The 25,992-nt window shown below is 39.7% G+C and carries 11 protein-coding genes and 1 tRNA gene; 5 read left to right on the top strand and 7 right to left on the bottom strand.

Features of this window, described 5'->3' with window-relative positions; all coding sequences use genetic code 11:
* Window positions 1-3: 3 nt before the first annotated feature.
* From dcm to HCU67_RS04715, 3 genes are all read left to right on the top strand, one after another.
* A complete protein-coding gene (gene dcm, locus HCU67_RS04725; protein WP_210423626.1) occupies window positions 4-1,236 on the top strand; it encodes a DNA (cytosine-5-)-methyltransferase in 1,233 nt (410 codons plus the stop codon).
* On the top strand, window positions 1,226-1,822 hold the full coding sequence (locus tag HCU67_RS04720; RefSeq protein WP_168551421.1) for a hypothetical protein: 597 nt from the start codon (window positions 1,226-1,228) through the stop codon (window positions 1,820-1,822). Before dcm ends, HCU67_RS04720 begins: the two co-directional genes overlap by 11 nt.
* A gap of 70 nt (window positions 1,823-1,892) precedes the next feature.
* Window positions 1,893-2,267, top strand: coding sequence for a hypothetical protein (locus tag HCU67_RS04715; protein WP_168551420.1), 375 nt, complete (start codon window positions 1,893-1,895; stop codon window positions 2,265-2,267).
* Here HCU67_RS04715 and HCU67_RS04710 read toward each other — a convergent pair.
* Window positions 2,264-2,704: a GNAT family N-acetyltransferase gene (locus HCU67_RS04710; protein ID WP_168551419.1), complete on the bottom strand. Its 441-nt coding sequence runs from the start codon at window positions 2,702-2,704 to the stop codon at window positions 2,264-2,266. The two genes, HCU67_RS04715 and HCU67_RS04710, sit on opposite strands and share 4 nt — an antisense overlap.
* A gap of 575 nt (window positions 2,705-3,279) precedes the next feature.
* Here HCU67_RS04710 and rnr point away from each other — a divergent pair.
* Both rnr and HCU67_RS04700 read left to right on the top strand, forming a co-directional pair.
* Complete coding sequence (gene rnr / locus HCU67_RS04705; protein WP_168551418.1) at window positions 3,280-5,472, top strand: ribonuclease R; 2,193 nt, start codon at window positions 3,280-3,282, stop codon at window positions 5,470-5,472.
* Window positions 5,473-5,508: 36 nt separating this feature from the next.
* A complete protein-coding gene (locus HCU67_RS04700) occupies window positions 5,509-6,171 on the top strand; it encodes a LysE family translocator (protein ID WP_168551417.1) in 663 nt (220 codons plus the stop codon).
* 30 nt (window positions 6,172-6,201) lie between these two features.
* Here the strand turns inward: HCU67_RS04700 and HCU67_RS04695 are convergent.
* From HCU67_RS04695 to HCU67_RS04670, 6 genes are all read right to left on the bottom strand, one after another.
* A tRNA-Cys gene (locus HCU67_RS04695) sits at window positions 6,202-6,272 on the bottom strand.
* A gap of 48 nt (window positions 6,273-6,320) precedes the next feature.
* Window positions 6,321-6,677, bottom strand: a complete 357-nt coding sequence (gene folB / locus HCU67_RS04690) for a dihydroneopterin aldolase (RefSeq protein ID WP_168551416.1) — start codon at window positions 6,675-6,677, stop codon at window positions 6,321-6,323.
* Between the two features lie 26 nt (window positions 6,678-6,703).
* Window positions 6,704-7,663 carry a PorP/SprF family type IX secretion system membrane protein gene (locus tag HCU67_RS04685; protein WP_168551415.1) on the bottom strand — a complete coding sequence of 320 codons (960 nt, stop codon included), beginning with the start codon at window positions 7,661-7,663 and terminating at the stop codon, window positions 6,704-6,706.
* Window positions 7,664-7,694: 31 nt separating this feature from the next.
* Window positions 7,695-22,004: a T9SS type B sorting domain-containing protein gene (locus tag HCU67_RS04680; RefSeq protein WP_168551414.1), complete on the bottom strand. Its 14,310-nt coding sequence runs from the start codon at window positions 22,002-22,004 to the stop codon at window positions 7,695-7,697.
* A 20-nt stretch (window positions 22,005-22,024) separates the two neighbouring features.
* Window positions 22,025-23,731 carry a PorP/SprF family type IX secretion system membrane protein gene (locus tag HCU67_RS04675; RefSeq protein ID WP_168551413.1) on the bottom strand — a complete coding sequence of 569 codons (1,707 nt, stop codon included), beginning with the start codon at window positions 23,729-23,731 and terminating at the stop codon, window positions 22,025-22,027.
* Window positions 23,731-25,980, bottom strand: coding sequence for a T9SS type B sorting domain-containing protein (locus HCU67_RS04670; protein ID WP_168551412.1), 2,250 nt, complete (start codon window positions 25,978-25,980; stop codon window positions 23,731-23,733). Before HCU67_RS04670 ends, HCU67_RS04675 begins: the two co-directional genes overlap by 1 nt.
* Between the last annotated feature and the right edge of the window lie 12 nt (window positions 25,981-25,992).

Genomic DNA, 25,992 nt, shown 5'->3' with positions numbered 1-25,992 from the left:
TACATGAAACTAAAGGTTTGTGAATTATTCGCTGGTGTTGGAGGGTTTCGTTTAGGCCTTGAAAGTACAGGGGGCTATGAAGTGGTTTGGAGCAATCAATGGGAACCATCGACAAAAACCCAACATGCTTCTATGGTATACGAAGCCCGCTTCGGGGAAGAAAACCATTCAAATGTCGATATAGAAAAAGTTGAAACAGCAGCTATTCCAGACCACGATGTGCTTGTTGGGGGTTTCCCATGTCAGGACTATTCGGTTGCCACAACACTTAAAAACTCGAAAGGCCTTCTTGGTAAAAAAGGAGTTTTGTGGTGGAGCATCCATCGAATATTGGACGAAAAAAAGAATAAGCCCAAATATCTAATTCTTGAAAATGTTGACCGTCTTTTAAAATCTCCAGCCAATCAACGTGGGCGTGATTTCGCGATTATGTTAAAAGGTTTGGGAGATTTAGGTTATGCAGTTGAGTGGCGCGTTGTGAACGCGGCAGAATATGGTTTTCCCCAACGCCGAAGGCGTTTTTTTTTAGTAGCGGCACACAAGTCATCAACCGTTTATGAACAATTTGTAGAAACTGTCTCGAAATCTTGGATTCTAAAAGAAGGAATTCTTGCAAATGCACTTCCTGTTTCCCAAAATTCCATAGAAGCTTCAGAATTTCAAATTAAGGGTGATTTTATCGGCTTATCCAAGAATTTTAACCTAAACGGACAAGCTTCTCCATTTTTAAATTCAGGCCTCTTTGTTAATGGGAAGATTTCGTCGTTTAAAACCGTTGGAGAATTTGGAGGCAAGCTCCGAAACTTAAAGGATATCTTGGTGAATGGCCCAGTATCCAAAGATTTTTTTATCGCCGAAGGCGATTTTTCAAAATGGAAATACCTCAAAGGCGCAAAAAAAGAAAAGCGAACCACCAAAGCTGGTTATTCATATAACTATACTGAAGGTGCAATGACATTTCCAGATGCATTGGATAAACCTTCAAGGACAATTATCACTGGTGAGGGAGGGAAATCACCATCTAGATTCAAACATGTTATTAAAACAAGTAAGGGTTTACGTCGGTTGACCCCTATAGAATTGGAACGTCTTAATGGATTTCCTGACAACCACACTGAACTTGACGGAATTTCCGATACCAAACGAGCTTTTTTTATGGGAAACGCCTTGGTTATTGGGGTGGTTAGTAAAATAGGACAGGCATTACTTGATAAAATCGCGTACGTTGAAAAATAATTTCAAAAGCGACTTGAAGAAAGAGGCATTACTTCACCCTCTTATTGACTCCTATTATCAAAAATTAAAGCACTATACCTTTGAGCGTATTTCAGACTTAAATCAGCAACTTAAAGGCGTGGACGTCATTTTGAAAGACAAAAGAGATGGTACCATTTATTTTGTTGATGAAAAAGCCCAATTAGACTATTTAAACGAAAGCCTACCCACTTTTGCTTTTGAAATACAATACCTAAAAAAAGACTCCATTAGAGAGGGTTGGTTGTTCGATTCAAATAAAAAAACACAGTTCTATACCCTGGCAACATCAATATTTTCAGATGAAGAAGAAAAATTAACCTCATGCCAACTCACCTTTATCAATAGAGAGAAGCTATTGGAACTTTTAAAGCATAAGGGGATTGAAAAACAAACTCTAGTAAATTACTCGTCCAACGTAGCAAAAGGTAAAATTCGCATTACTGAATTAAACCCAAGAACCGAAGGCTATCTTTATTTGTCTAGAAACAAAGCCGAAGCACCTTTAAATCTAATTCTTAAACTCAATTGGCTAATTGATGAAGGTGTCGGCAAATCATTTCCATAAATTGAGTTAAGTTATTGTTAATCAGGAAGTAATACTTGATTTTTTGCTGCTTTTTTTTATTTTTAGAGTTATGGTAAAATCAGAAAAATTACAGAACGAAGCTTTTTTAAAAAAATCAGTAGACTATTTGGAAAACACCGGCTTTGAAAACATCAAGGCAGATATTGATGGGTTTGAAAGCCCAAAGTCATATTCCAAAAAGAATAGCGAAGTTGAATTAACACCAGATATTGTAGCTACCAAAAATGGTTTAAAGTACTATTTCGAAATAAGTTTAAAATCAGACAAAACCCGGTTGCTTAAATCAAAATGGCTTTTTCTTGATACCTTGAGCAGGATGAAATCCAACAGATTCAAAATCATAACTACAAAAGGCCATTACAAATTTACCGACATGTTATTGGAAGAATTGAACTTAACCAATAAAACTCCAATTAAGATTTAATCTTTTAGCATGCGTATGTGAGGAATTCCGTCTTCTAGATATTCCTCACCTTTTTTCTGAAACCCAAAATCCTCATAAAACCTTTTTAAATAGGTCTGTGCAGAGATTTCTATGGTTGAATTCGCTTTGATTTTAGATATAGTATTGATGGTTGCCTTAATAATTTCCTTACCATACCCAAGGTGACGAAATTTTTTAGCCACTACTACCCTACCAAAACTCATATGCTCAAAATAATCACCAGGCCTAAATATTCTCGTATAGGCAACCAACTCCTGATTATCATAACCCAAAACATGAATCGCATTCTTATCCTTACCATCAACATCTTGATAAACACAATCTTGTTCAACAACAAAAACTTCACTTCTTAACCTGAGAATTTCATACAAGTTTGATGTATTCAATTCAGTAAATTGTTTTATTTCTATTTTCATCAGGTATTTTGGTAAAAATTCCTAAAATTCAAATTGACAAATTGCAGTGTTGATAATTATTTTGATTTTTTTAACATAACCCTCAAAATCAATTACTTAGAAATATTTCTATTTCGTTAATAATCTGAAGATAAATATTGTCTTATTTTCTTTGCTAATAATTTTTTAAATCCAGTACAAATATTCAATTGATTTCTCAATATTATTTCATTAGAAATTACACCCTACTAATTCACTGAAAAATGCAAGTAATTAACAACAAAACAGGATTTATTTATCAAAATTTTCTTGTTCATATGTGAATACAGTTTTCGTTAATAAGAACGATAACCACTTGAATTCTAGCTTTCACAACAAATTATAAGATGTTGACAACATATTTAACATGTTGAAAGCAAGTAATTCTAGAAAAAAATATTCCACAAATTCACAGACAATAATCATCATTAAAATTTTAAAATTTCAATAAAAAGAAAAATTGATTTTTATATATGTTGTTGATTACAATAGCTGATTTAATTGAAAATTAAGAGCGATTAATAATTTGTACTTTCGATAACACTTACCGTCATTAAATGTCCAAAAAGAAAAAGCGGGCGAAAAGCCAACGCAAAAATGAGATAACCAGAGGTATTTTCACTATTCTAGAGTCTGAACCTTCTCGAAGTTTCAACTACAAACAGATTGCAGCTAAATTGGGAATATCTGATACCCAAGGAAGAAATGAATTGATTAGACGTCTTGGTGAATTAAAACAAAAACAGCGAATAGTAGAGGTCAATAGGGGCAGTTATAAGAAAAAAGAAGAAGTAAAAACCTTTCTTGAAGGTATTGTTGATATGACATCTTCTGGTAATGCCTATGTTGTGGTTGATGGTATGGATGAAGATATATTCATAGCTAACTTTAAACTGAACAGGGCATTACATGGTGATACCGTAAAAGTATATTTGAAACCTAGACGAAAGGGAAAAAAAAATGAAGGTGAGATAGCTCAAATTCTAAAGCGAAAAAAAGAGGAATACGTTGGGGTTGTTGATAAGCAAAAGACATTCGCTTTTGTTCGACCTATGGACCAAAAAATGTATACTGATATTTTCATTCCTCAAGAACGGATGAACAAGGCTGAAGACGGAGATAAAGTTCTTGTTAAGTTGGGTGATTGGCCCGAAGATGCTGATTCTCCCTATGGTACGATAATAAAAATATTAGGCAAACCAGGCGAACATAATACTGAAATCCACTCCATATTAGCTGAATATGGTTTGCCTTACGAGTTTCCATTTGAGGTTCAAAAATTTGCTGAAAAGTTGGATACTTCCATTCAACAAAGTGAAATAGACAAACGAAGGGATATGCGTGAGGTACTCACTTTCACGATTGATCCCAAAGATGCAAAGGATTTTGACGATGCTTTGTCTTTCTCGAAGCTCGAAAATGGAAATTTTGAAGTGGGAATTCATATTGCAGATGTGTCTCATTACTTAATTCCTGGAACTGTATTAGATGATGAAGCCTATGAAAGGGCTACTTCTGTTTATTTGGTTGACAGGGTTGTTCCCATGCTGCCAGAGGTACTTTCCAATATGGCCTGTTCTTTAAGACCCAATGAAGAAAAATATACTTTTTCTGCGATTTTTGAGATAAGTGAAGAGGCCCAAATAATAAATAAGTGGTTTGGAAGGACTGTTATCAATTCCAATGAACGGTTTGCGTATGAAGAGGCCCAATACATTATCGAAAATGGGACAAATACAATTTCTGAAGAAGTATCAATCAGAACGGGAAGTTATCAAGTATCCGATGAAATTGTTGAAGCTACCCTTGTTTTGGATAAGTTGGCAAAACAAATGCGCAAAAAACGAATGGGAGATGGAGCTATTTCATTCGATAAGATAGAGGTACGGTTCAATTTGAATGATGAAAATGAACCGGAAGGTGTGTATTTTAAAGAATCAAAGGATGCCAATAAACTTATCGAAGAATTTATGCTTTTGGCTAACAGAAATGTTGCTGAATTCATCGGTAAACAAAAACCCAAAAAGACCTTCGTTTATCGTATTCATGATGAACCTGATATGGACAAACTGATGGCTTTAAATGGTGTAATTTCTAGATTCGGTCATAATGTTAACTTAAAAAGCAAACAGGCCATCAGTAGTTCTTTAAATCAGTTATTGAAGGATGTAAAAGGAAAGAAAGAGCAAAATTTGGTAGATACCCTGACTATTCGAAGTATGAGTAAGGCAATTTATACTACTGATAATATTGGTCATTATGGTCTGGCGTTTGACTACTATACCCATTTTACCTCCCCGATTAGACGATATCCAGATGTGATGGTACATCGCTTATTACAACATTATTTAGACGGCGGCAAGTCTGAGAAAGAAGTGGTGTTTGAAGAAAAATGCAAGCACTCTTCAGATATGGAACTTCTGGCTGCCAATGCAGAGCGTGACTCAATAAAGTACATGCAGATAAAATTCATGGAAGACCATAAAGACCAAGAATTTATAGGTGTAATTTCAGGGGTCACTGAATGGGGAATATATGTTGAGATTATTGCGAACAAATGCGAAGGAATGGTTCGCATTCGAGACCTGAAAGATGATTACTATACTTTTGACGAACGCCAATTTGCTGTTATTGGTGAACGAACCAAAAAAATGTATCAGTTAGGTGATGAAGTGGTTGTTATGGTGAAGGAAACAGATTTAATAAAAAGACATCTGGATTTTTCTCTTCTAGGCAAAAATCAGAACTAGTTAGTTTGAAGACTCAAATGCTTTATTTTTAGTAGTATGATTGAAGATATTCAAGCGGCAATACCTTTGGGAATACTTTTGAGCTTTATGGTAGGCCCTGTTTTCTTTGTTCTATTGGAAACTGGCGCTACTAAAGGTTTTCGTGCGGCGATGAGTGTAGACGTTGGGGTGATTCTAGCAGACATTCTATTTATAGTAATCGCTTATTTCAGTAGTTTTCAATTGCTAGAAAATTTAAGCAATCAACCTGGACTATATGTGTTGGGAGGTACCATTCTAATTATATATGGGCTGGTCATTATTTTCAAAAAGGAAGCAAAAAAGGATAAACCCAAAAAGTTGAAGGGAACCTATTTGGGATTAATGGTAAAAGGGTTCTTATTGAATTTCATCAACATAGGTGTACTAGTGTATTGGTTGATCGTATTGTTTGTAGTTGGGCCTTTATTGAACAATGAGCCCAATAGGCTTTTCACTTTTTTTCTTACCGTGATCTTGACATATTTGGCGTTCGACATTATCAAGATTCTCTTAGCAAAACAATTACGTAAGAAATTAACGGAAAAAAGGGTGGTGACCTTTAAAAAGGTCTTAGGGGTACTTATGATTGTTTGTGGAATTGCAATGACCCTGAAAGGCTTTGTACCCTTTGATGTGGAAGAAGGTATCGAACGAATGGAAAATAGAATGAACAACTAAAAAAACCCCTTCGTTAGAAGAGGTTTTTTGAGGCATCGAGCGGATTCGAACCGCTGTACAAGCTTTTGCAGAGCTGTGCCTAGCCACTCGGCCACGATGCCGTAAGGGCAGCAAAGGTAATATACTTTTTCAGGGTTTACAAGCTGATTTTAACGCTCTTGGGTCAAGCAAACCGTTACGCTCTCTACATCACCACCAATTGGTGGATTTATTTTTGAAACACATATTTGGGCCCAATCCACAAGTGTTATTTCATCAAATATGCGATTCAGTATACGTTGGGCTACATTTTCAAGAAGTTTGGATTTAATTGCCATTTCTTCCTTTACGATATTGTTCAAATGAACATAGTCTATCGTATCCCTTAATTCATCGGTTTGAGCGGGATGGTCTAGCTTACCTTCAACTTCAACATCCACACGATAATCACTTCCAATTATACTCTCTTCTTTGAGGCAACCATGCCACGCATGAAGACGAATGTTGTTTAATTTAATTTTGCCCATAGTGGGCGCAAATTTAGGTTAAATCATTAATACGTGCACCTACAGTTACTAATGCCTTGGAATAGGTCTGTACCGATAGTGACAACATGGGTACCTGTGCTGTAACCTAAGATTTCATTAGTAATTACTTGATATGAATATCCAAAATAGATATTGTTCTTTTTAAATCCTGCCAAAGGTGCTACGTAAAGTGGAGTACCAACTTGGTCATTTAAGAATCTATAAGTAACCCCAAGGTAATAGTAGTCTTCAAAATTGTGAAACCTAAATTTTGTATTTAAATCCGTGACGGAACGGCCATCACTTTCAAACCATTGAAAGAAGATGGAGGGTTCAACTTCAAGCTTGCTTTTCTTGTTTTTTGAGAAACTATAACCGGTATACATGTAATAATTTCTAAGCTTGTTGGGTTCCAATTGGGTATCAAATTGGGCCAAATCCTTGTTGAGAACATTTGATGCGTTAAGGCTTAAAAAGAACTTATTCAAGCGATAAAGTACACCAATATCAAAATTGTGGTTTGTGGTTGCCCGGTCATCAGTAACCGATGGGTCAAAGACAGGGTTTGCCGGGTCTCCAAAATTTTCAATTGCGATTCTAAACTGGTTGAAATTATACGAAATACCAAAGGATAAGAACTCGTCTTCATACCGATTAATTGTTAAATGGTGTGCGAATGAAATTCGAGATCCTCTTTGTTTCGTTTCTCCGTTGCTGTCGTTATATAACAATAAGCCAAGACCAGAACGGTTGCCTAAACGGGCATCGACTGCCAATGTTTGGGTGTCGGGAGCATCTTCAATGCCAACCCATTGCGTAAGTCCATTCAACCGTAATTTAATATGATCACCAACACCTGCATAGGTTGGTGACATAAGAAAGGGGTTGTCGGCATTGTATTGCGAAAGTTGCGGAACTGTGAGTTCCTGGGCAGAGACCATAGCAGTCAAGCCTAGGAATAAGGTTAAGATTTGGGATTTTTTCATGATTTGGGCCTGCTTTGCTTTTTTTAAGTCATCATCTGTATAATGTAAAATGTCCTATAAATTCCCTATCGTCCGATTCACCTTGTAATTTTAAGATATACCAGTAATCACCTGTAGGTAGGGTGTTTCCTTGGTATAATCCACTCCAAGGTGGAGAATCGCTTGTTACCATACGATAGAGCTCTCTACCATAACGATCATAAATGATTGTTAGTGCATTCGGGTAGGGTTCTAAATTTCGTGGAGACCACGTATCGTTAAGACCATCACCGTCTGGTGTAAAGTAATCCGGTAATTCAACATCAATAAATTCAATAAATATTTCTGAAGAAACTTCACATCCATTTTGATCAATAACCGTAACAACGTATGTGTCGGTTCTATTAATTATATAAGTATTGTCAGAACCATTATCAACATCTCCGAAATAAATAGTGTATTCCGCTACTCCACCAGTAACTAAAGCGGTGATTTCATTAATGTTGTTTTGCTCCAAAACAAGGGTTAAAGGTTCATAATTCTCTATTTGGAAGTCAATCGTATTTATACAGCCATTTGCATGGGCAATGGTGATGAAATGGTCTCCTGGCGCAACATTTGAAAAGTCGAAATCCAATTGCATATCAGCAGGATCAGTTGAATCAAGAGCAAACATTACGTCTTGGATTACGGTGGTATCCTCAAAAATTATATCTAAGCTGTTCTCAGGAATATTTCCGTTACAAACGTAAATAGGAGCAACTGTGGCGTTTAGGTTTACCCCAGCCTCAATTTGAAGTGTTACATTCGTTTCACAACCTTGTGAATCTCTTACAAATACTACGTGTAAGCCCGGGGAAACATCAATAAAACTGGTTTGGTCCTGGACAAAATCAACATCAGAATTTGAATCAAGGGCTGTAAAATAAGGACCTGTTCCGCCTACGACGTTCAATTCAAAGGCCCCATCATTCAATCCAAAACAAGTTTCTCCCGTATTGCTGGTTACCGTTACTTCAATAGGATTGGGTTCCACTAGCGTGAACTGGAATGGGATAAAACATCCGTTCCTGTCTTGGGCAATGACATCATAAACACCAGGCGCTAAATCAGTAAAGACGTTTTCTGTATCGAATTGATCCAGATTGGGTGAAATGGCATAGAAAATTTCTCCCGTTCCACCAGTGACTTCTACTGAAATTGTACCATCCTGCTCACCACTACAACTAATATCGGTGAATTCCTCTGTTACAATCTGTAATGGTTCAGGGTCTGTAATTATAATTTCGTTGGACACTTCGGAGCAATCACCGCTAGTTACCCGAACAAAATAGCTTCCTGAACTTAATGATGAAAACTCATCATTTGAGGTTGGCCCGCTAACGAGATTGGTTAGCGCTGCATCGGTAAAGAGTTCAAAGCTATAGTTACCTAGCCCACCTGTCGCGTCTACTATAAGGGTTGCTGAACTTTCTCCTGTACAGTTGATGATTGCAGCTGTTTCATCTATTATAAGCATTATTGGTTCGACTGGATCCACTACAATTTGATTAGAAATCATGGATTCACAACCAAAAGCATCTCGAACAAAAAATTGGTAAGTTCCAGCTCCGGTTGAAAAGGTATGTGTGTTAGCCCCGTTTAAGGGATTATAACCAATACCATCACTACTGTATTCATAAGGGCCTGTGCCACCATTTACAGTGAGCTCCAGTTGTGCATCAACTGTACAGGTCAATGCGCTAAGTTGTACCAACGAAACTTCAACTTCTGAAGGTTCAGCAATGGTTACTTGTGGGGTTTCAAGACCACAGCTCCACCCATCACTAATGGTAATGCTATAAACCCCCGCACCAAGATTGTTAAAGTCAGGGCTGCTTTGTAAACCACTGGAAGCAACCAATACAGACCCTGAGGCGTTATATGTGTTGAGTTGATATTGATAGATACCTTGGCCCCCTATTACCGCAGTTGCACTTACCGTGGCGCTGGTGTCACCAAAACACTGCAATGTCGTAGGAGTTGCTGAAATACCAGCTGTAATGGGCGATGGCTGTATTAAACTGATATTTTCTGTAATTATACAACCAGAATCGTCAGTAACTTGAACATCATAATCCCCCGCGCTCAAACCTGTGAAAACAAAACTGGCGACATCGTTTTGAACATACACATCACCTGTGGTAGTGTTGGTCAATACAAAATCAAAAGGTGCATACCCTCCATCTGGTGAAACCTCAATTTCTCCTAAATTATTTGAACAGGTCACGTTGGCAACCTCAACCGGGGTCAAGGTCAACGGCCTGTCTGGAGAAGCAATTGTAATCGTGTTGGAATCTTCTGTGCAGAAAGGATAAGCAGTTTGTGTAACCCTTACCACATAGTTTCCTCCAGAAAGTCCAGTGATCGTGAATGGATTTGTAGCCGTATCCGCACTTCCGGTTATTCCAGTGGTAACGTTCGAATCGTCAAATATTTCGTAGTCGTAGGTGCCTGAATAACCACTTAGGGTAATCTCCAATGCTCCGTTAGCATCTCCAAAACAAATAGCAGGCGCTATCGGTGTAGCTGTAACATCAATTAAATCATAAGGAGCGATTGTGTAAGTGTTTGTATCAACATAACAGCCCGTACCATTATCGGTAATTCTAAAGGTGTATGAGCCCTCGACGTTTAAGTCAAAGATTGCTGTCGTATTGGTTGGCGAAGAAACAAAAGTTCCCGCAGTATTTCCGATTGGTAGCAATTCAAAAGTGTAGTTATTAGCCGGATTTCCATCATCAGTAACAGTAATCAATACTTCTTCAGGATTTACGCAAGAGATTGCAACATTTTGGGTGACAGCAGCTGAAAAGCTGTTGATTGGTTGTAATATAACTGTATCTGATTGTTCACACCCATTAGTATCACGTGCAAATAATGTAATGTTCTGAATCGTACCGTCGTTGATAACTTCGAATGTATTACTGCTTTGGTAATTGGTGCCATCAATGCTATATAAGTACCCTGGTGAGCCATCGGTTGCGGTGACCGTAATTGTTGAAGTTGCAACCGTGTTTTGGGCATTACAAGCAAATGGTGTAGCTGAAGCGGTGACCACAAGGGCCAAAGGTTCTGTTATCGTAACAAATTCCCTAGCCAGACACGATTTGCTGGATATGGCTTCTACTTCGTAAGTTCCCGCAACCAAACCTGCAAAATTAGGGTCTGTTTGTGGGCCGGCAACTAAGGCGCCGCTGTTATCATAAAGATTGTAGCTATACACAGGGTCGTCATTTACCCCTGCAGACGTAGGCTCAAGATTTATTAGAATACTTCCATCAGAACCTCCGTTACAGCTAACATTAACCAAGGTGTGAGGGTCAAAAGTAACAGGTGTAGGCGCAACTAAGTTTTGGGTAATTGTTCTTGAACAAACTGGTGCCGCAGTGTCTAAATCGTTGACCACAAAACTATAGGTGCCCACTTGAGATAACCCAACAAATACTCCAGTCGTGTTGTTGATAGTGGTTATCGCATCAGGGAATGTGACAGTATAATCAAAATTACCAGAACCACCATTGACCGTAACCGTAATCTCACCATCAGGCGAAACAGAACAGTCTATTGGTTTTACAATTGTAGTGGTCAAGTTCATTTCATCATGTAACTCTACTTGAGGAGTAGTGAACGAACAGGACCATTGGTCAGCGATTAAGACTTCATAAATACCGTCACCCAGATTTGAGAATATAGCACTTGTTTGTGGGGTTCCTATGTTGGTCCCATTTTGAATTAATTGATAAGTATAGTTGCTACCTTGTCCGCCAGAAACACCTACAACTTCTATTTCGCCCTCCACATTGGTACAGTTGTCATTATTAATTTGAATAGAACCAGTTATGGCAGTTGGGTCTACCAGTACGATACCGGCTCTGACCTGTTGTTCGCAACCTTGGCTATCAACGACCCAAGCTTGGTAGGTTCCAGCGGTTAATCCACTAAATACTGGGTTTGAGGTATATGAGCCAAGTCCAGCCGGAGCTGAAGTTCCCACATAATAGGAGTTTCCACCCCAGCCGCCGAGAACGTCGATTATGGCAATCTCTCCATCATTGCCCAAGCAAGTAATGTCGGTTACAGAAACATCCCCAGTAATAGCTGCTGATGGACTTGCAATAGAAAAAGCCTCAATATTAGAACACTCAGGAAAGGCCGTTTGGGTAATTTCAACATAATAATCTCCAGCAAACAATGATTCTGGTGCCGTTGGGCCATTGTTGGCGAAAGTTCCCGTTACTACCGAAATGTCATCTGCAAAATTGGTCGGGGTACCATTAGTGTCGAAAATTTCATAAGCTATTGCTCCTACATAAGTTGCATCTATCAACTCGAATGATACTTGACCAGTTTGTGTGCCAAAACATATCACGTCACTTAAGACGTTAACATCTATTGTAAAGGTGTTGGGATCGCTAACCGTGTGTGATGTTGTAATCAGACAGCCAGTGATTACATTTCTAACTTCAAAATTGTGCGTGCCTGCACCAAGACCTGTGAACGAACCTGATGCTTGAAAGGTTCCGCTAGGCAACAATCTAAATTCGTAATCAGCAGGATTGGTTGAGGAGTTGTTTAGGCTTCCAATTGCTGTTATTGTTATTTCTTCACCTGAATTTGAACAAGATATTGGTGTGTCAATAGCAATATTGGTTGATTGTAGTTCATTGAATGCAGGTATTGTGATTGACGTGGTGCCCAGACAACCATTATCGTCGTAAACGTTGATAGCTATAGATCGACCTGCTGTATTCGTTTCGGTATAACTGTTGTTAGACCCTGACTGAAGCACGGTAGTAGTTGCTGTATCGATGAATTCGAAAACCACAAAGTTTCCTGAACCACCAGTGATACCAGAGGTGTCAACCGTTACTGTTGGATTATCTAAATTGTTCCCAACAGAACAACCAAATTCCACTGCCGAAGGAGCAGGAACATTAATTGCCAAAGGCTCATCAATGATTATACCCGTAATCGAAGTGGTACAGCTGTTACTGCCGGTAGCTGTAATGGTATAGTTGCCAGCCGGTAAATTTTCAAAGGTATTGGTACCCGCATTAAAGGTGCCTGCAATGGGTGATATTGAATAACTGAGTGGTGTTATTCCATTTGCATTCTCAAACAAGGTTATGCTTCCGTCATTAGCGCCATTACAAGTTATATCGATGTGGGTTTCTGTAAAATCAGGGACAACAACATTTGGGACATCAACAGTAATCGTTCCTAAGCAATTTGGAACCGAGGTAGAAGTATCAAAAACGGTAACCGTGTAACTTCCAGCCACGCTTGCATCGGTCCAAACAACTGAAGTACCACCCATAGCCGTTCTAGATTGATCTACTGCTCCAGGACCGTCGATTTCGAAATCATAAGTTCCAGACCCCGCAAATACCTCTATGGTAATTTCTGCATTGTTTGCTGGAGCGACTTCACAATCAAGTGCTGTAGTCATGGTCGCATTGAATTGTAAAGGAGGATGGATATCAAAGTTTTGAGTGTCAGAGCACCCATTAAAATCAGTAATGGTTATCGTTTGTCCAAGTCCAGAACTGATTCCGGATACTGTATATTGGTTACTACCATTGAAAGTTATGTTTTGTGAAGGCCCACCATTTAGACTTAAACCGAATGGAGATATTGCCAATAGAGGATTATTTAATGTAACCAGCACTTCAAAGTTTCCTTCTGTAACACATTCATCAACTACTGCGACTGAGATTTGAGGATCTGCGTCTAGTAGTACGGTCACCGCATCACTTTGAATACAATCGTTTGCGTCTTTAACGTAAACAATGTAGTTCCCAGACTCTACGTTCATAGAAGTTACGGATAACCAACCAGGACTAGTAGCTGTAGGAGCCGGGTCTGTATTCCGCAGGTATTGAAATTCATAAGGAGCCGTACCAAATTGTGCTACTGCCGTTATTAACCCTTCATTTGGGTTACAATTGTCATTTTGGGGTGAATCTGCAGTTACCTGTAAAAGATTAGGTGACTGTGTTATCGTAAAAGGGGCTGAGGCGATTACGCAGCCAGTATTGGGGCCATTAGCCTCCTCTAGTAATAAGTAATATTCCCCAGGCGCTAAAGCCGAAAGCGTTTCGGTCTCTGGGCCACCAACAATCCCCGAAATGGAGCCGGTAATTCCAGTTGTAACGTTTGTAACAAATTGGAAAAGTTCGTAATTAATATCGCTACCGCCGTGCCCTGATACGGTAAAATCTACCGAACCATCAGCTGCACCCGTACAGGTAACGTTTTCAATGGTGTCGATTGTGACCGCCATAGTTGAAGTTGCTGCAACTGGCACTGTGGCCTCTTGATTGAATTCACATCCAGAACTTACATCATGAACGACAAAAGTGTAGGTTACTCCAGGGGTAAGACCTGTGAATGTAAATGAATTTGGCGAGGTGGCCGGCGCAACTGTAGTGGTTGCTGCATTCCACGCTGGGTCGAGAGCATTGAATGGCGGGGCTGGGAAAATAGCAAAATAAAATGGGCCTCCACCTAGCGTTCCAGAGGTCGTATCTGCTGTAACATCCATTTCACCACTACCTGGTGTACAGCCAGCGGTTCCTTGGGTGGTTATTAAAATATCCGGCCCAGTTGTAATTGTTATGGTAGAGGTGGATTCGCAATTATTTGCATCCCGCACGATTACCGTATAATCTCCAAAATCAAGTCCACTAAATGTGTGGTCATTGGTTCCGGTAGAAGTGTCATAGTTTTGATTATAGCTAAAGTCCGTATTATGAACGGTATAAATATATGTCGGAGAGCCTCCTGAAGCATCTATAGTTATCGTACCTAAATCCGTACCTGAAACTGTACACACAAGGTTCGTACTGCTGGTATTTTGTAGAATGGGAGTGGGTTCGGTTATTGCAACGTTAAAAGGGTTGGAAACACAACCTTTTGCATCAGTAATGGTAACACTATAGTTCCCCGCAGGAAGGCTTGTTGTCTGGGTACCATAGTTGGTAGAGGTAATTGTTTCGGTGACATTAATAACGTAAGGGGCCAAACCAACAGAGGTATCAATAGTGATTTCCAATACACCTGTAATATCTCCATTACAAAGAATATCCGTTGGAGTTATATTGGAAATTACAGGAGTTTGTGCTTCAGTGACCATTATTTGATTTGTCAACACGGTACAATTTGCAGGAGTAGAACTATCCGTTACTCGAAAAATATATGTTCCAAATACGTTGGTTGTAAAGGTGTTACCTGTAAAATTAGTGCTTTGAAAGGTGGTCCCCCCATCGTTTGACCATTCGTATGAATACGCGGAGACACCGCCTGAAGCGTTTATTGTGATTGAAGCATCAACAAGACAGGTTAAATCACTATTCAACACTGCACTTGCCTGTAATTCGGGGTTAATTGTGACAATTTGCTGTGTTGCAATACATCCAAAACCATCTCTAACATCTACGGTATATGTACCATCAGTTAAATTTTGGAAGGTATATGAAGTAGCAGTTGAAGGTGTGGGAGCAATAAATGGACCTCCGTTTAAACTGAATTCGTAACCCCCATTGCCATCCGTGACGTTTATCTGAATTGTAGCATCATTTGCGCCCGAATAACAATTGGTAACCATGGTGTTGAATACTATGCTATTAGTAGGGTCAACGGTAATTGCGCTATCTATAATGTCTTCGCAATTATTGGTGTCCCTTGCCCTAATGATATAATCTCCAGCCGATAGTCCGGTAAAAACCGTATTCGTTCCATTTGTGGTGAAATCATAACCAATTATAATACCTCCCAAATCATCTTCGAGTTGATAGCTATAATTTGGAGTCCCCCCACTAGCAGATGCGGTAATCGTAGCACCTCCGTTAGCACACGTTAAAACATCGGTCAAACTTGCGGTGGCAACAACAGGACTTGGTTCAGAAATAGTTTGGTTGAGGGTTACGGAACAACTATTGTCATTTATATCTCTAACCTCAATAGTGTAATTATTTGCTGCTAGCCCTGAGATTGTAATTGTATTTGGAACAGGCCCTGTTGGAGCGGCCGTGAAGGCACCTCCATTAACTGAATATTCGTAACCATTGGCGGTATCGAAGTTTTCAACTTCGAACGTTATACTACCATCAACACCAGTGTTACAAGTAACATTTGAAAAGGCCGTTAGATTGGCTCCGAAAGCATTTCCTGGTTCAACAACCACAGGTATATCGATTGATTGCGAACAAACAATAGGTGATTGAACAGCTATGATATTGTCAATTACAACATCGTTACCACCTGTGGCAACCGCAATGGTTCTGATTACGATATCAATATTTGAGTTAGCCCCTGGATTTAGAGTTATGTTAGCGGTAAGCCAGTCATCTGCATTATTTGTTTTTGGTATCGGACCAGTGGCCAAACTGCTAATGACTGTGCCACTTGGGTCAACAAGTTCGATTTCCAAATTGGCGTCAACTCCCGTAGATCCCACAAATTTTAAATTGAATAGATCAAGAGATACGGTAATATCTTGGTTAGGTATGATTTCAATATTACGCTTAGCATATACGATACCGCCTACCCCTGCAACACCCCCAACGTTGATAGCGAGATAGCGGCCATTTGGGTCACCTGATTGTTCATTTGGAACCAACCAAGTATATGGGTTTACAATTGTATTTGCGACAGAGTATTCTCCATCTTGAATATGGGTATCAGTCCCAAAAGCAGGGCAAGAACTTGGATTTCCGTCTTGCGGCTCAAAACAAAATAATGGGTCAATTTCAGGGATCGCAGTGGGCGCTCCAACACCGAAATCTTCGTTTAAAAGGGTGCTTACAGCAGGTGGTATATTCGAGGTGTAATTTACCGTCACGGTATGGTTGCCCACTGGAACATTGTTAAATATGTTTGAAGTTTCTGGTGTGTTTGGAACACTATTCAATTCGTAAGTGTAGTCATAAGTTGGATCTCCAGTATTAACCGTTATTACCCCCTCCCCATCACATTCATATGAAACTGTAGCCGATACTACAGGTTCGTCTGGCGCATCTGCAACATCGACTGTCATTGTGAATGTACAACCATTTGCATCTCGAACACTTAAATTATGGGTTCCTGGGAGTAGATTTGCAGTACTGCTTGAGACATAGTTTGAACCTCCATCAAAGCTGTATTCATATGGAGCAGTGCCCCCAATAACATTGCTGATTCGCACCTCTGCACCTGCAACGTTACATTCTGCTAGTTCGGTAACAGCCGCTGATGCTGATAGGGTTTGTGGTGATATCAATGCGTATATCAAGTTAACCGTACACCCATTGGCATCTCGAATAACCAAATCATAATTTGTAGCGGAGAGATTGGTGAAAGTGTTTGAAACCTGATAATTAGTGCCACCATTATTGCTGTATTCATAAGGGGCCTCGCCTCCTCCTGCGGTAATTGTAATCGAACCGTTGCTTTCACCGCTACACAGAATAGGTGTTTCTGTAGCAGCTATTGTTAATGGGTCGTCTTGACCAATGGTAATATCAAAAGAAGCCTCACAGAAAGCCGCAGCACCATTATTATCGCGAACATAAACGTCGTAATTGCCAGTGGCATTTACTGAAATAGGGTTAGTAGCTGAAAAATCGCCTGCAGTGGGTGTTACCCCATCTCCAACAACAGCAAAAACATAATTGCCATCACCTCCTGCGGGTGTAATGTTGATATCTGTAGAACTGCCACAAGCAGAAATATTTGAAGCGTTGGCAACCACCGAAATTTCTGGGTTAATGGTTATCACCTCAGTATCCGTACAATTATTACCATCTCTTACTTCAATGGTATATGTACCCGAGGTTAAACCTGTAAAACTGTTTGTTGGCACAAATGCGCCACCATTTAAGCTATATTCATAATTACCATCACCCCCAGAAAGTACAGTTGCCGTTAACGTCAGCCCCGTTGCGTCGTCATAACAAGAATCATTTGGGGTTATACCCAAAATAGGACTGGTAGGATTGGTTAAAGTAAATGTCGTAGAAACAGAACAACCATTTGCATCTGTTGCTGTTGCTGTGAAAGTGCCGGTTTGCGTTAGACCCGAGAAGTTTCCGTTGAATGTTGGTCCAACTGTTGTTGCATCTGGATTAGTCAAAACGAAATTATACCTACCCCAACCACCAGAGGCTGTTACAATAACACTGCCAGGGGCAGTACAGGTTGGTTGTGTTTCATTCGCAGTAATGGTCAATTGGGATGAGGGACCGTTTACGGTTACATCTGTAGTGTCGGTACAATTTGTCGTGTTATCAGTTACTTGAATTGTATAAGTTCCAACATCGAGGCCGGTAAAGGAAAGGTTTGTTGACGTTTCGTTGTTACCTGAAAAATTTTGAGGGCCAGTTACAGCGTAGTTATAATCCGTTGAAAAATTGAGAACGTCAAAAGAGATTGCCCCCGAACCATCATTGAAGCATGTTTGATTGGCGTCTAAAGTCCCAACGACATCAATAGGTACTACAGGAGCAATTGTAAAGCTTTCGTCATATGAACACCCATTAGCATCTGTTACTTGGAATATATAAGTATCTGGTGTTAGGCCTACGAATGACGCAGAATTACCCGTTATTGTAGTTGCAGCAATAGTTGCAGGTGATGTGATTTCAAACAAAAAAGGCCCCTCACCATCAACTACTGTTGTTGTAACGTCTGAAGTATTGGCCGGGCAAACGGCTGCTGAGGCAACAAATGTTAAGTCGCTTGGTTCAACGAAAGGGTCTATGGTTATTGCATTGGTTTGAATGGTACAGCCATTGGCATCGCGAACGGTAATGGTGTAAGTGCCGTCAACGAGACCGCCAAATTGTTCAGCACCGAAACTACCGTCAAAATTTATACCATCAATTGAATATTCATAGGGCGGGGTACCACCGACAGTGTTCTGTGCTTCAATTGTTGCAAATTGAGTACAAGTATAGTCTTGCAGAAAAACAGCATTTGATGATAAGGGAGCTGTTGGGCCACCAATTGAAAATGTTTCCACAAAATCACAAGATATTGCCCCTTGGGTTTGTGTTACGGTCAAAACATATCCCCCACTTCCCAATCCGGTAAATTGACCCGAGGTGTTTGATTGCGTTGAACTATCAGGATACGTTAGAACATACGATAAAGAATAACCATTGCTGTTTATTACGTTTACCGTATAAGTGCCATCCTGTTGATTAAAGCAAGTTTCATTTGTAAGGCTTGTGGTGTAGTCAATTGACGGTTGTTCGGTAATGGTTATTTCATTAGATATGAAACTACAATTGTAGCCATCAACTACAATAAATTCATAATCACCAGCTTCTGATGCATTAAAACTATACGTAGTCCCAATTTGATAAGCACTACCAGGAATACTAGCAACATCTGGGTATAGGTCAACTCCATCATGACTCCAAATGGCAAAGAAGTAATCTGGGTTGGGAAACCCTCCCGAAGGGGTAAGCTCAACCGTACCATCAGTACAATCAATGGACTTTGTTACCAATGCACTAACTGCCAAATCAGTAACGTCGTTAATAGTAATGTTTTGGGTAAATGCACAACCATCATCAGTACTTGCCCGTACTTCGTAAGTACCATCATTTAAATTGCTGAATGTATGATTATTGTCGTTCGTAGGACCAAAGGTATCAACCGAAGTTCCTCCCAGTAGTATTTCGTAATAGTACTGAGGTTCAACATCAAGAACAGAAATTGAAATAGAACCTAAACCATTGCAATTTGTATCAACCGAGGAAACATCTACCTGAAAATTTCTTTCCCTAATTCCAATATCATCCAGTCGAAAAACACAACCATCCGAAACACCTTGTTGTCTAATTTCTACAGCGTAAATACCGTTTGTAGCTATATCAAAACTTGGATTAGGATTATAGCCAACTAGTACATTGTTTGTGGTCGCATCCAACAACTGGAACTCATAGTTAAGTGGCACATTGGTAACGGTAATATTACCTGGATTACCGCACATGATATCGTCAAAGGTGTATTGTGGGTCTAGGGGATTCTTATAAATATTGAAGTAGAATCTACTGAAGCAACCATTTTGATAGTTTATTATCAAACGGTATTGACCAGCATCTTGTGCGAGGAAGTCATTGCCATTTGCCACGTTGTTCCAAGTACAATTACCATCGGTATTGGCACAATCGGCGGTTGCGGTACCACAACTTGCTTCGTCAAGTTGCTCCCACTCAATGCTGTCAGCATCCGGTATGTTAATTTGGATGAGTTCAGTGTCGTTTAATCCACACAAAAAGATTTCTGGTAGTTCTTGACCATCGTTAGGGCAAACCACCACTTCGCCATCTACAGTATTTGAGGTATCATTGATTAATGTAGAAATTGGGTTGACCTGTGTGGTTCCAAAAAGTGTAACATGAATGATTTCTTGAAAACCAAGACAGGGGTCAGCCACGTCCTTATCAACGATATATGTGCCTGTTTGACTAACCAATAGGGTACTTGGGTCGTTATCTGCGTCTGCATCTGTTACGACAACATCGCCCGCATCAATTATGCTATTTCCATTTGAGTCCAAATACCAAGTGTAGCTGTCGAAATTATCACCGGCATCAAGCAACACATCGTCTCCGCATAATTCAACTGTTCTTGAAAAATCACAATTTGCTAAATCGTCCAACAGAAAGTTAGTTGCTCCAGGGGTTACAAAACCACAATTGTCGAAATCAGACACACTGGGATCGTCAGTTATTTGGTTATCATTTATGATGCCCTCATATGTTGAGAATGCCAAATTTTCGATTTGGTTGGAACAAGCATCGATAAAATCAAAACAATTCTGTGCTACTTGAACACGCATACGAATATTCGATGTAGGGTCACCCACTTCAACCAAGTTATCCGGAATTGAAAATATGATTTCCCTATTGACACTATCATAAGAATAGGTTACACCAGTAGGCAATGTCATTGTCAATTCGTCAAGGGTAACGTTAATTGGGAGTACATCTCTAATTGTGTAATTGGTGGCATCGTCATTACCAGTATTAACGAAAGAAAGCACATAATCGAGTTGTTGCCCAAGATTTACCCCTAGACCAGTGATATCATTACCAGCAATATCTTCCACACGCTTTTCAAGAACAATATTTGGTTCAATTATCTCGACATTAAAAGAATTAAAAAAGGGATAGTAAGAGTCTCCATTAGTTGAAAAACGAAACGTTGCATCGGTCTCTGCATTTGGAATAACCGCATTTGCAGGATTGCTTAACAAAAACATATCCGTATCGTAGCCCAATGTGTTTATACTAGCGGGGGTTCTATTGGTGGTCACTACACCGTCGAGGGTAATATTACTGTTAAAGAAATTATCTGCTGGGTTCGTAGCGTTGTTGATGGTCGTAAATGTAGCTGAACTTGCTGCGCGAATACTCATGCCATCGCCTTCGATTCTATAATCTCCCTCTAGCGAAGCGACACCGATATCAGCATTCACAGGTCCTGCGGGAATTGTGTTGAATCCATTATAATTGATATCGATGGAGTTGCTTCCATTAACCCAAGCAAAGCCATCAAAAGTGGTGATAAGCTTACCTGTTAAATTTGGGTTTTCGTAGACAATTACAAGAGTCCATCCACCGGCAGCTCCACCACCAGGGGTTAACGACCCTGTTACCGACCGGATGTTTGCAACAGTATATTCTCCTTCAGGATTGGCAAGTGCGGACACTAAAGCAGTTACATCTGCATAACATGCATAAGGACTGTTTCTTTGTACATCAGGATCGGTACTGGAAAAACCGTCAAAAAGAACTTCATCAGCGGTTACATCGACGTAGGTGCCCCCAGGTACTCGAAACCGTACTTGATTGAAATCTGTTTGTCTTCCCGTACCGGGAGTTATGGTATTTGGAGTGTAAGTAACACCATCGTAAAATCCGTTTGCAGTTTCACTGGGGTAGGTTGCAGACCAATACAAGCCTGCGTATCGAATTAGGTTACAATTAGCTTGTGGAAATGTGAATGTAGAAGAACTCGAACTGAATGTGGTTGGGTCTCCATCCACATCAATATATTGCATGTTCTTGAAGTCATTATAATTGAAAAAACCTTCAGTTTCAGGATCGCTGTTTGAATCTGTACTGAGGTTGTTATAGGCGTCTTCAGGTTCAGTTGTAGCGGTGCCTCCATCGCGATTAACTATATTATTACCAATAAAAGTGAGGTCACCTTTTATATTGTTTTGATATCGAATATCAAATGAATTGTATTCTTGGGCCATGCCCGTTGTTAGGACAAATGAAAAGACAAGTAACTGAAGTAGGTGTTTCAAGTAGGTTGTTTTCATTTAGGCTAGCGACTTTTAGTTTAGATTTGGCTGGTCTGATTTGGGCTTGTTATGGGTGAGGCGGTATTTAAATTTTTTATTCTTGATTGGACCGGTAATCGTATTAGTACATGTTTCTCCCCGTCTTCTATATTCAACGATTCATCATCAAACTTTACATCTGCCGAAGTACCTTCGTTACCATTAATTTTAATAATCCAGACTTCTTCTTGGTAGGACCCATCTATCTTGGTTTTATAGGCTTTTAATGCGTTTTGGAAGGCACCATAACGCTTAACAAACACATATTTTAAGTTGTTTCTTGGATTGGTAAAGAACCCAGGCCTTAATCCTTTCTTTTCAAGTTTTTCAACAAATGGGGTAACATATTTTTCAGACCTAAAAACGTTGGCAATTACATAATAGCCACTTCTAATACCAGGAATGTTCAAACTCTCGATTACGCGACCCCCAGCAGATTCTTTGAACTCCTTTTTCTTGGAATTTGTAACAACGGCCTTTTTGCTTTCTTCAGCGTTGGCTCTTGAAGCCGCTAATTTTTTATCGTTTAATTGCGACATGAGCTTTGAGATGGTATTTTCAAGCTCAGTAATTTTCTTGTTGTCTGAAGAGTCTTTGTTTTTGAGTAATTGATTGATTAAATCATTGTTTTCTTGAATCCTCTTTCTAAGTTCGGCTAGTTCATCCTCTTTTTGTTGAATTATGCTATTGGCGTTGTTTCTGTCGTCATTTTCAACAATATCCTCTGTATATCCATCTTCCTTATTTTTTCTTCTTCGATCACGTTTTACCCGATCCTCAGTTAAGTGTGGGGTGAAGGAATAGGCTAGTGAGATTTCGTGGTTTATACCAAAATTTTCAAAATTGGTTCCAAAACCTTGTTCGACAGTGTATCCTAACGACACCCTTTTTCCAACATTAAACCCTACCCCAGCTGCCGCTCCATAAAACGTATCATAACCCAGTTGTACCCAGCCAACTTTTGGCATTTCCATGATAAAATTTCCCCCAAACACCAAGTCGGTCTCCCCTACTTTTCTAACTCGAGCCAAGCTCAATAACCGGGCATCTTCAAATAGGCCATAACCGCCACTAAAAAGATGAGTGTATTGTAGGTGGGCGCTAAAGGTCTTTGCATTGAATTCGGTGACCGACTCACTGGTTTTAATGTTATAATCGAAGAGATTTTCTGCGAAAACACCAAAATCAAAATTCTTGTAGGAAATATTGAAACCAGGTTGGAACGAGAACAAAGAAGTGCTTTCCAAAGCTAGTAAGGCTGGGTCAGCATCAATAGGATTTGCCCTGTTTTGGTTGATTCCACTATTGTAGTAAATAAAGTTGGCGCCAAAAGTAAAATTACTGTCTTGAGTCAATCGGATACCATAACCGTAGTTGGCGAGCACACCATAATTATCGACAAGGCCTTCACGTTGATTGAATACACCCAGTCCAACACCGCTTCTGTCGCCAATACGTCCACTGTAACTTAAGAAGTAAGCTCTAAAGTTGTCTTCAAATGAAACCGATTGGTTTCGATGCTGCATGTTGAAATAAGACTTGTCTTCACGTACTGTTGAAAATGTGGGGTTTATAAGAAATCTGTTGAACTTCAATAAATTATGTGCGGGAACATCGTAGGTTGCAAATGGAGATTCTTCCTGTCCCTTTACGATAGTAAAAAGCAGTAATGCAAAAACGGTTATGTAGGTTTTTAACTTGGGCATTATTTAATTACCGTTATGGTACCTTGTTTTACTGTTGTGCCTGATTCTTTAATGTTGTAATAGAAAATCATATTCTGTTTGGTGAACTGAGTATTTGACTCTGGCCAATTGTTTTGATAATTGACCTGTTGAAATATTTGGTTTCCGGCAGCATCAAAAATGGTCACCTTGACATTTGGATTTCCTGAATAAATATTGGGGAGCAACCACAAATCATTGATTCCATCGCCATTAACAGTGATTACATTGGGCACTTCAAATTCATCTCTGTAAATAGCCGTAAAAGTTCTTGTAACACTGCAATTGTCCAAGCTGGCAATTAGCAGATATGTTCCAGCCAAGCTAATGCTGGCCGTAGCCTCTGATGATATAAGATTGTTCGATTCATCATACCATTCATAGGTTTCTGCACCTTCTGCGGTAACTATTACTGATGTTCCTTCGACAAGTAAAAACTCCTCTTCAACATCAATCGTAACACCAGAATCATCAAATGGTGTGATTTCAATAGTATTACTGATTGAAGGACAGGAGTTTGACTCCACAACCAGTTGATAGATTCCTGGTTCGGATACTGTTATGGATTCATCAGTGTTGTTAATTGGCACTCCATTTTGAGTCCACTCAAAAACCTCATTAGCAAGTGTCTGGTCCGAAGTGACCGTTAAGGTTTGATTAAAACAAAGTGCGGTTCCATCACTGGATATACTAAAGCTAGAGTTATCCGTTAATTCCACACTAAGGGTGTTGGAAATGGGGGTAAAGCTGCCTAGTGTTGCCGTTAATTCATAATCACCATTGTTGGTATTGCCAACTATCATTAATGAGGAGCTGGTTTCTCCGACAATTATATTGCCGTCCAAAGTCCATTGATAACTAAAGTCGTTTATTAGGTCATTAGTGACATCGATAGGACTCTGTGCACTAAATAGTGCATTAATTTGTAAGAGGTTTAGGGTTACATCAGCATTGGCACACGGAGCGTACGAGGTAGCATATTCAATTAGTAATTCGAATGAATCAGGGGTAACCACCACATAGGTCTCAGAATCAACTTGACTATTGCTACAAGCGCCGCCTTGGGTCATTGTAACGTAATAATCACCTGCTTCGGTGACTTCAAGCGATTGGTTTGTTTCTCCTGTAAGTGCAACACCGTCTTTGTACCATTGATATGTTGGATTCGTAGCGGTCGACGATACACTTAACGTTCTTGTTTGGCCAGGTAGTAGTACTAAGTTCAGTTCTTGGTCATTGGTAACATCAAAAGTTCCTGCATCAGTGATTTCAACATTGTTTGATTGCTCGATACATGGATTATTTCCTTGAACCTCAACATAATATTGGCCATCAAAACCTGCGGTACTTGAATCAACAGTGTAGGTAGACAAACCAAGAATTCTTGCGGTAACCGCTTGACCGTCTTGATACCAAGTATAAAATAGGTTAGGGTCATCTACACTTGCAACTAAGTCAACTGTTTCCCCGTTACAGATGTTGGTCGATGTTGAAGCAGAAATAGACACGTTCAACGCATCTACAAAAATTACTTCAACCGTATTTGATAGGGTATTAGCACTACCAGAACAGCTTGCTCCATAGTCTATTTCTACATAATAAAGTCCGGGGTCTGTGATTTCAATAAGACTGCTTCTTTCACTTAGAAGTGCGCCATTGTTGTACCAATTGTATTCATAGTTTTCAGGGTTGTCAACGTTATGCGTACCTAATGCTAATGATTCGCCATTACAAACTTGTATTTGACCTCCAGAAGGTATTTCCCCATTTCTGTCTTTACTGATAAGAATCGGATCACGATATCCAATATAGTACATGGGGTATGGGTCAGAAACAGGACTTGTAAGTTCAGGACTTGTACTTCTTACCCTGAAGCGATAACCATCACCCCTTGTAGTTTCAGGAAGGGCAAAGCTGAAATCAAAATCAAAAACATTGTTTTGGTCGTCAACAGTTGTTAGGGTTGTAGGGTTCGAAAAGTCTCCATTAGCATCTGACAGCTCGAGAATAAATTCATTCTCGGGGTTTACTGGAGGAGGGGTCCATGTAAAGTTTACAAAGTATTCATTGAAGTTTTCTGAAGCACAAGCAGCTGTCCAAGCCGAATTCCCTGGCAAGTTTGGGTTATCCGCCGCTTCTGGCTTATTCAGTATTTGGGCAGATACAAACTGGGATGAGAACCAGACAAGGAAGCTCACCAGCAAGACGCCATACTTTGAAAAAACACTCATAGGTTAAGTAGA

This window comes from Croceivirga thetidis (assembly GCF_012272815.1).
GTDB classification, from domain to species: Bacteria; Bacteroidota; Bacteroidia; order Flavobacteriales; family Flavobacteriaceae; genus Croceivirga; species Croceivirga thetidis.
This window is presented reverse-complemented; position numbering and strand designations above follow the sequence as displayed.

Bases quoted from the DNA above. Each gene is read 5' to 3' on its own strand.
- HCU67_RS04685 (WP_168551415.1), bottom strand. From the start codon at position 7,663: ATGAAAAAATCCCAAATCTTAACCTTATTCCTAGGCTTGACTGCTATG.
- HCU67_RS04670 (WP_168551412.1), bottom strand. From the start codon at position 25,980: ATGAGTGTTTTTTCAAAGTATGGCGTCTTGCTGGTGAGCTTCCTTGTC.
- rnr (WP_168551418.1), top strand. From the start codon at position 3,280: ATGTCCAAAAAGAAAAAGCGGGCGAAAAGCCAACGCAAAAATGAGATA.
- dcm (WP_210423626.1), top strand. From the start codon at position 4: ATGAAACTAAAGGTTTGTGAATTATTCGCTGGTGTTGGAGGGTTTCGT.
- HCU67_RS04710 (WP_168551419.1), bottom strand. From the start codon at position 2,704: ATGAAAATAGAAATAAAACAATTTACTGAATTGAATACATCAAACTTG.
- HCU67_RS04680 (WP_168551414.1), bottom strand. From the start codon at position 22,004: ATGAAAACAACCTACTTGAAACACCTACTTCAGTTACTTGTCTTTTCA.
- HCU67_RS04715 (WP_168551420.1), top strand. From the start codon at position 1,893: ATGGTAAAATCAGAAAAATTACAGAACGAAGCTTTTTTAAAAAAATCA.
- HCU67_RS04700 (WP_168551417.1), top strand. From the start codon at position 5,509: ATGATTGAAGATATTCAAGCGGCAATACCTTTGGGAATACTTTTGAGC.
- folB (WP_168551416.1), bottom strand. From the start codon at position 6,677: ATGGGCAAAATTAAATTAAACAACATTCGTCTTCATGCGTGGCATGGT.
- HCU67_RS04675 (WP_168551413.1), bottom strand. From the start codon at position 23,731: ATGCCCAAGTTAAAAACCTACATAACCGTTTTTGCATTACTGCTTTTT.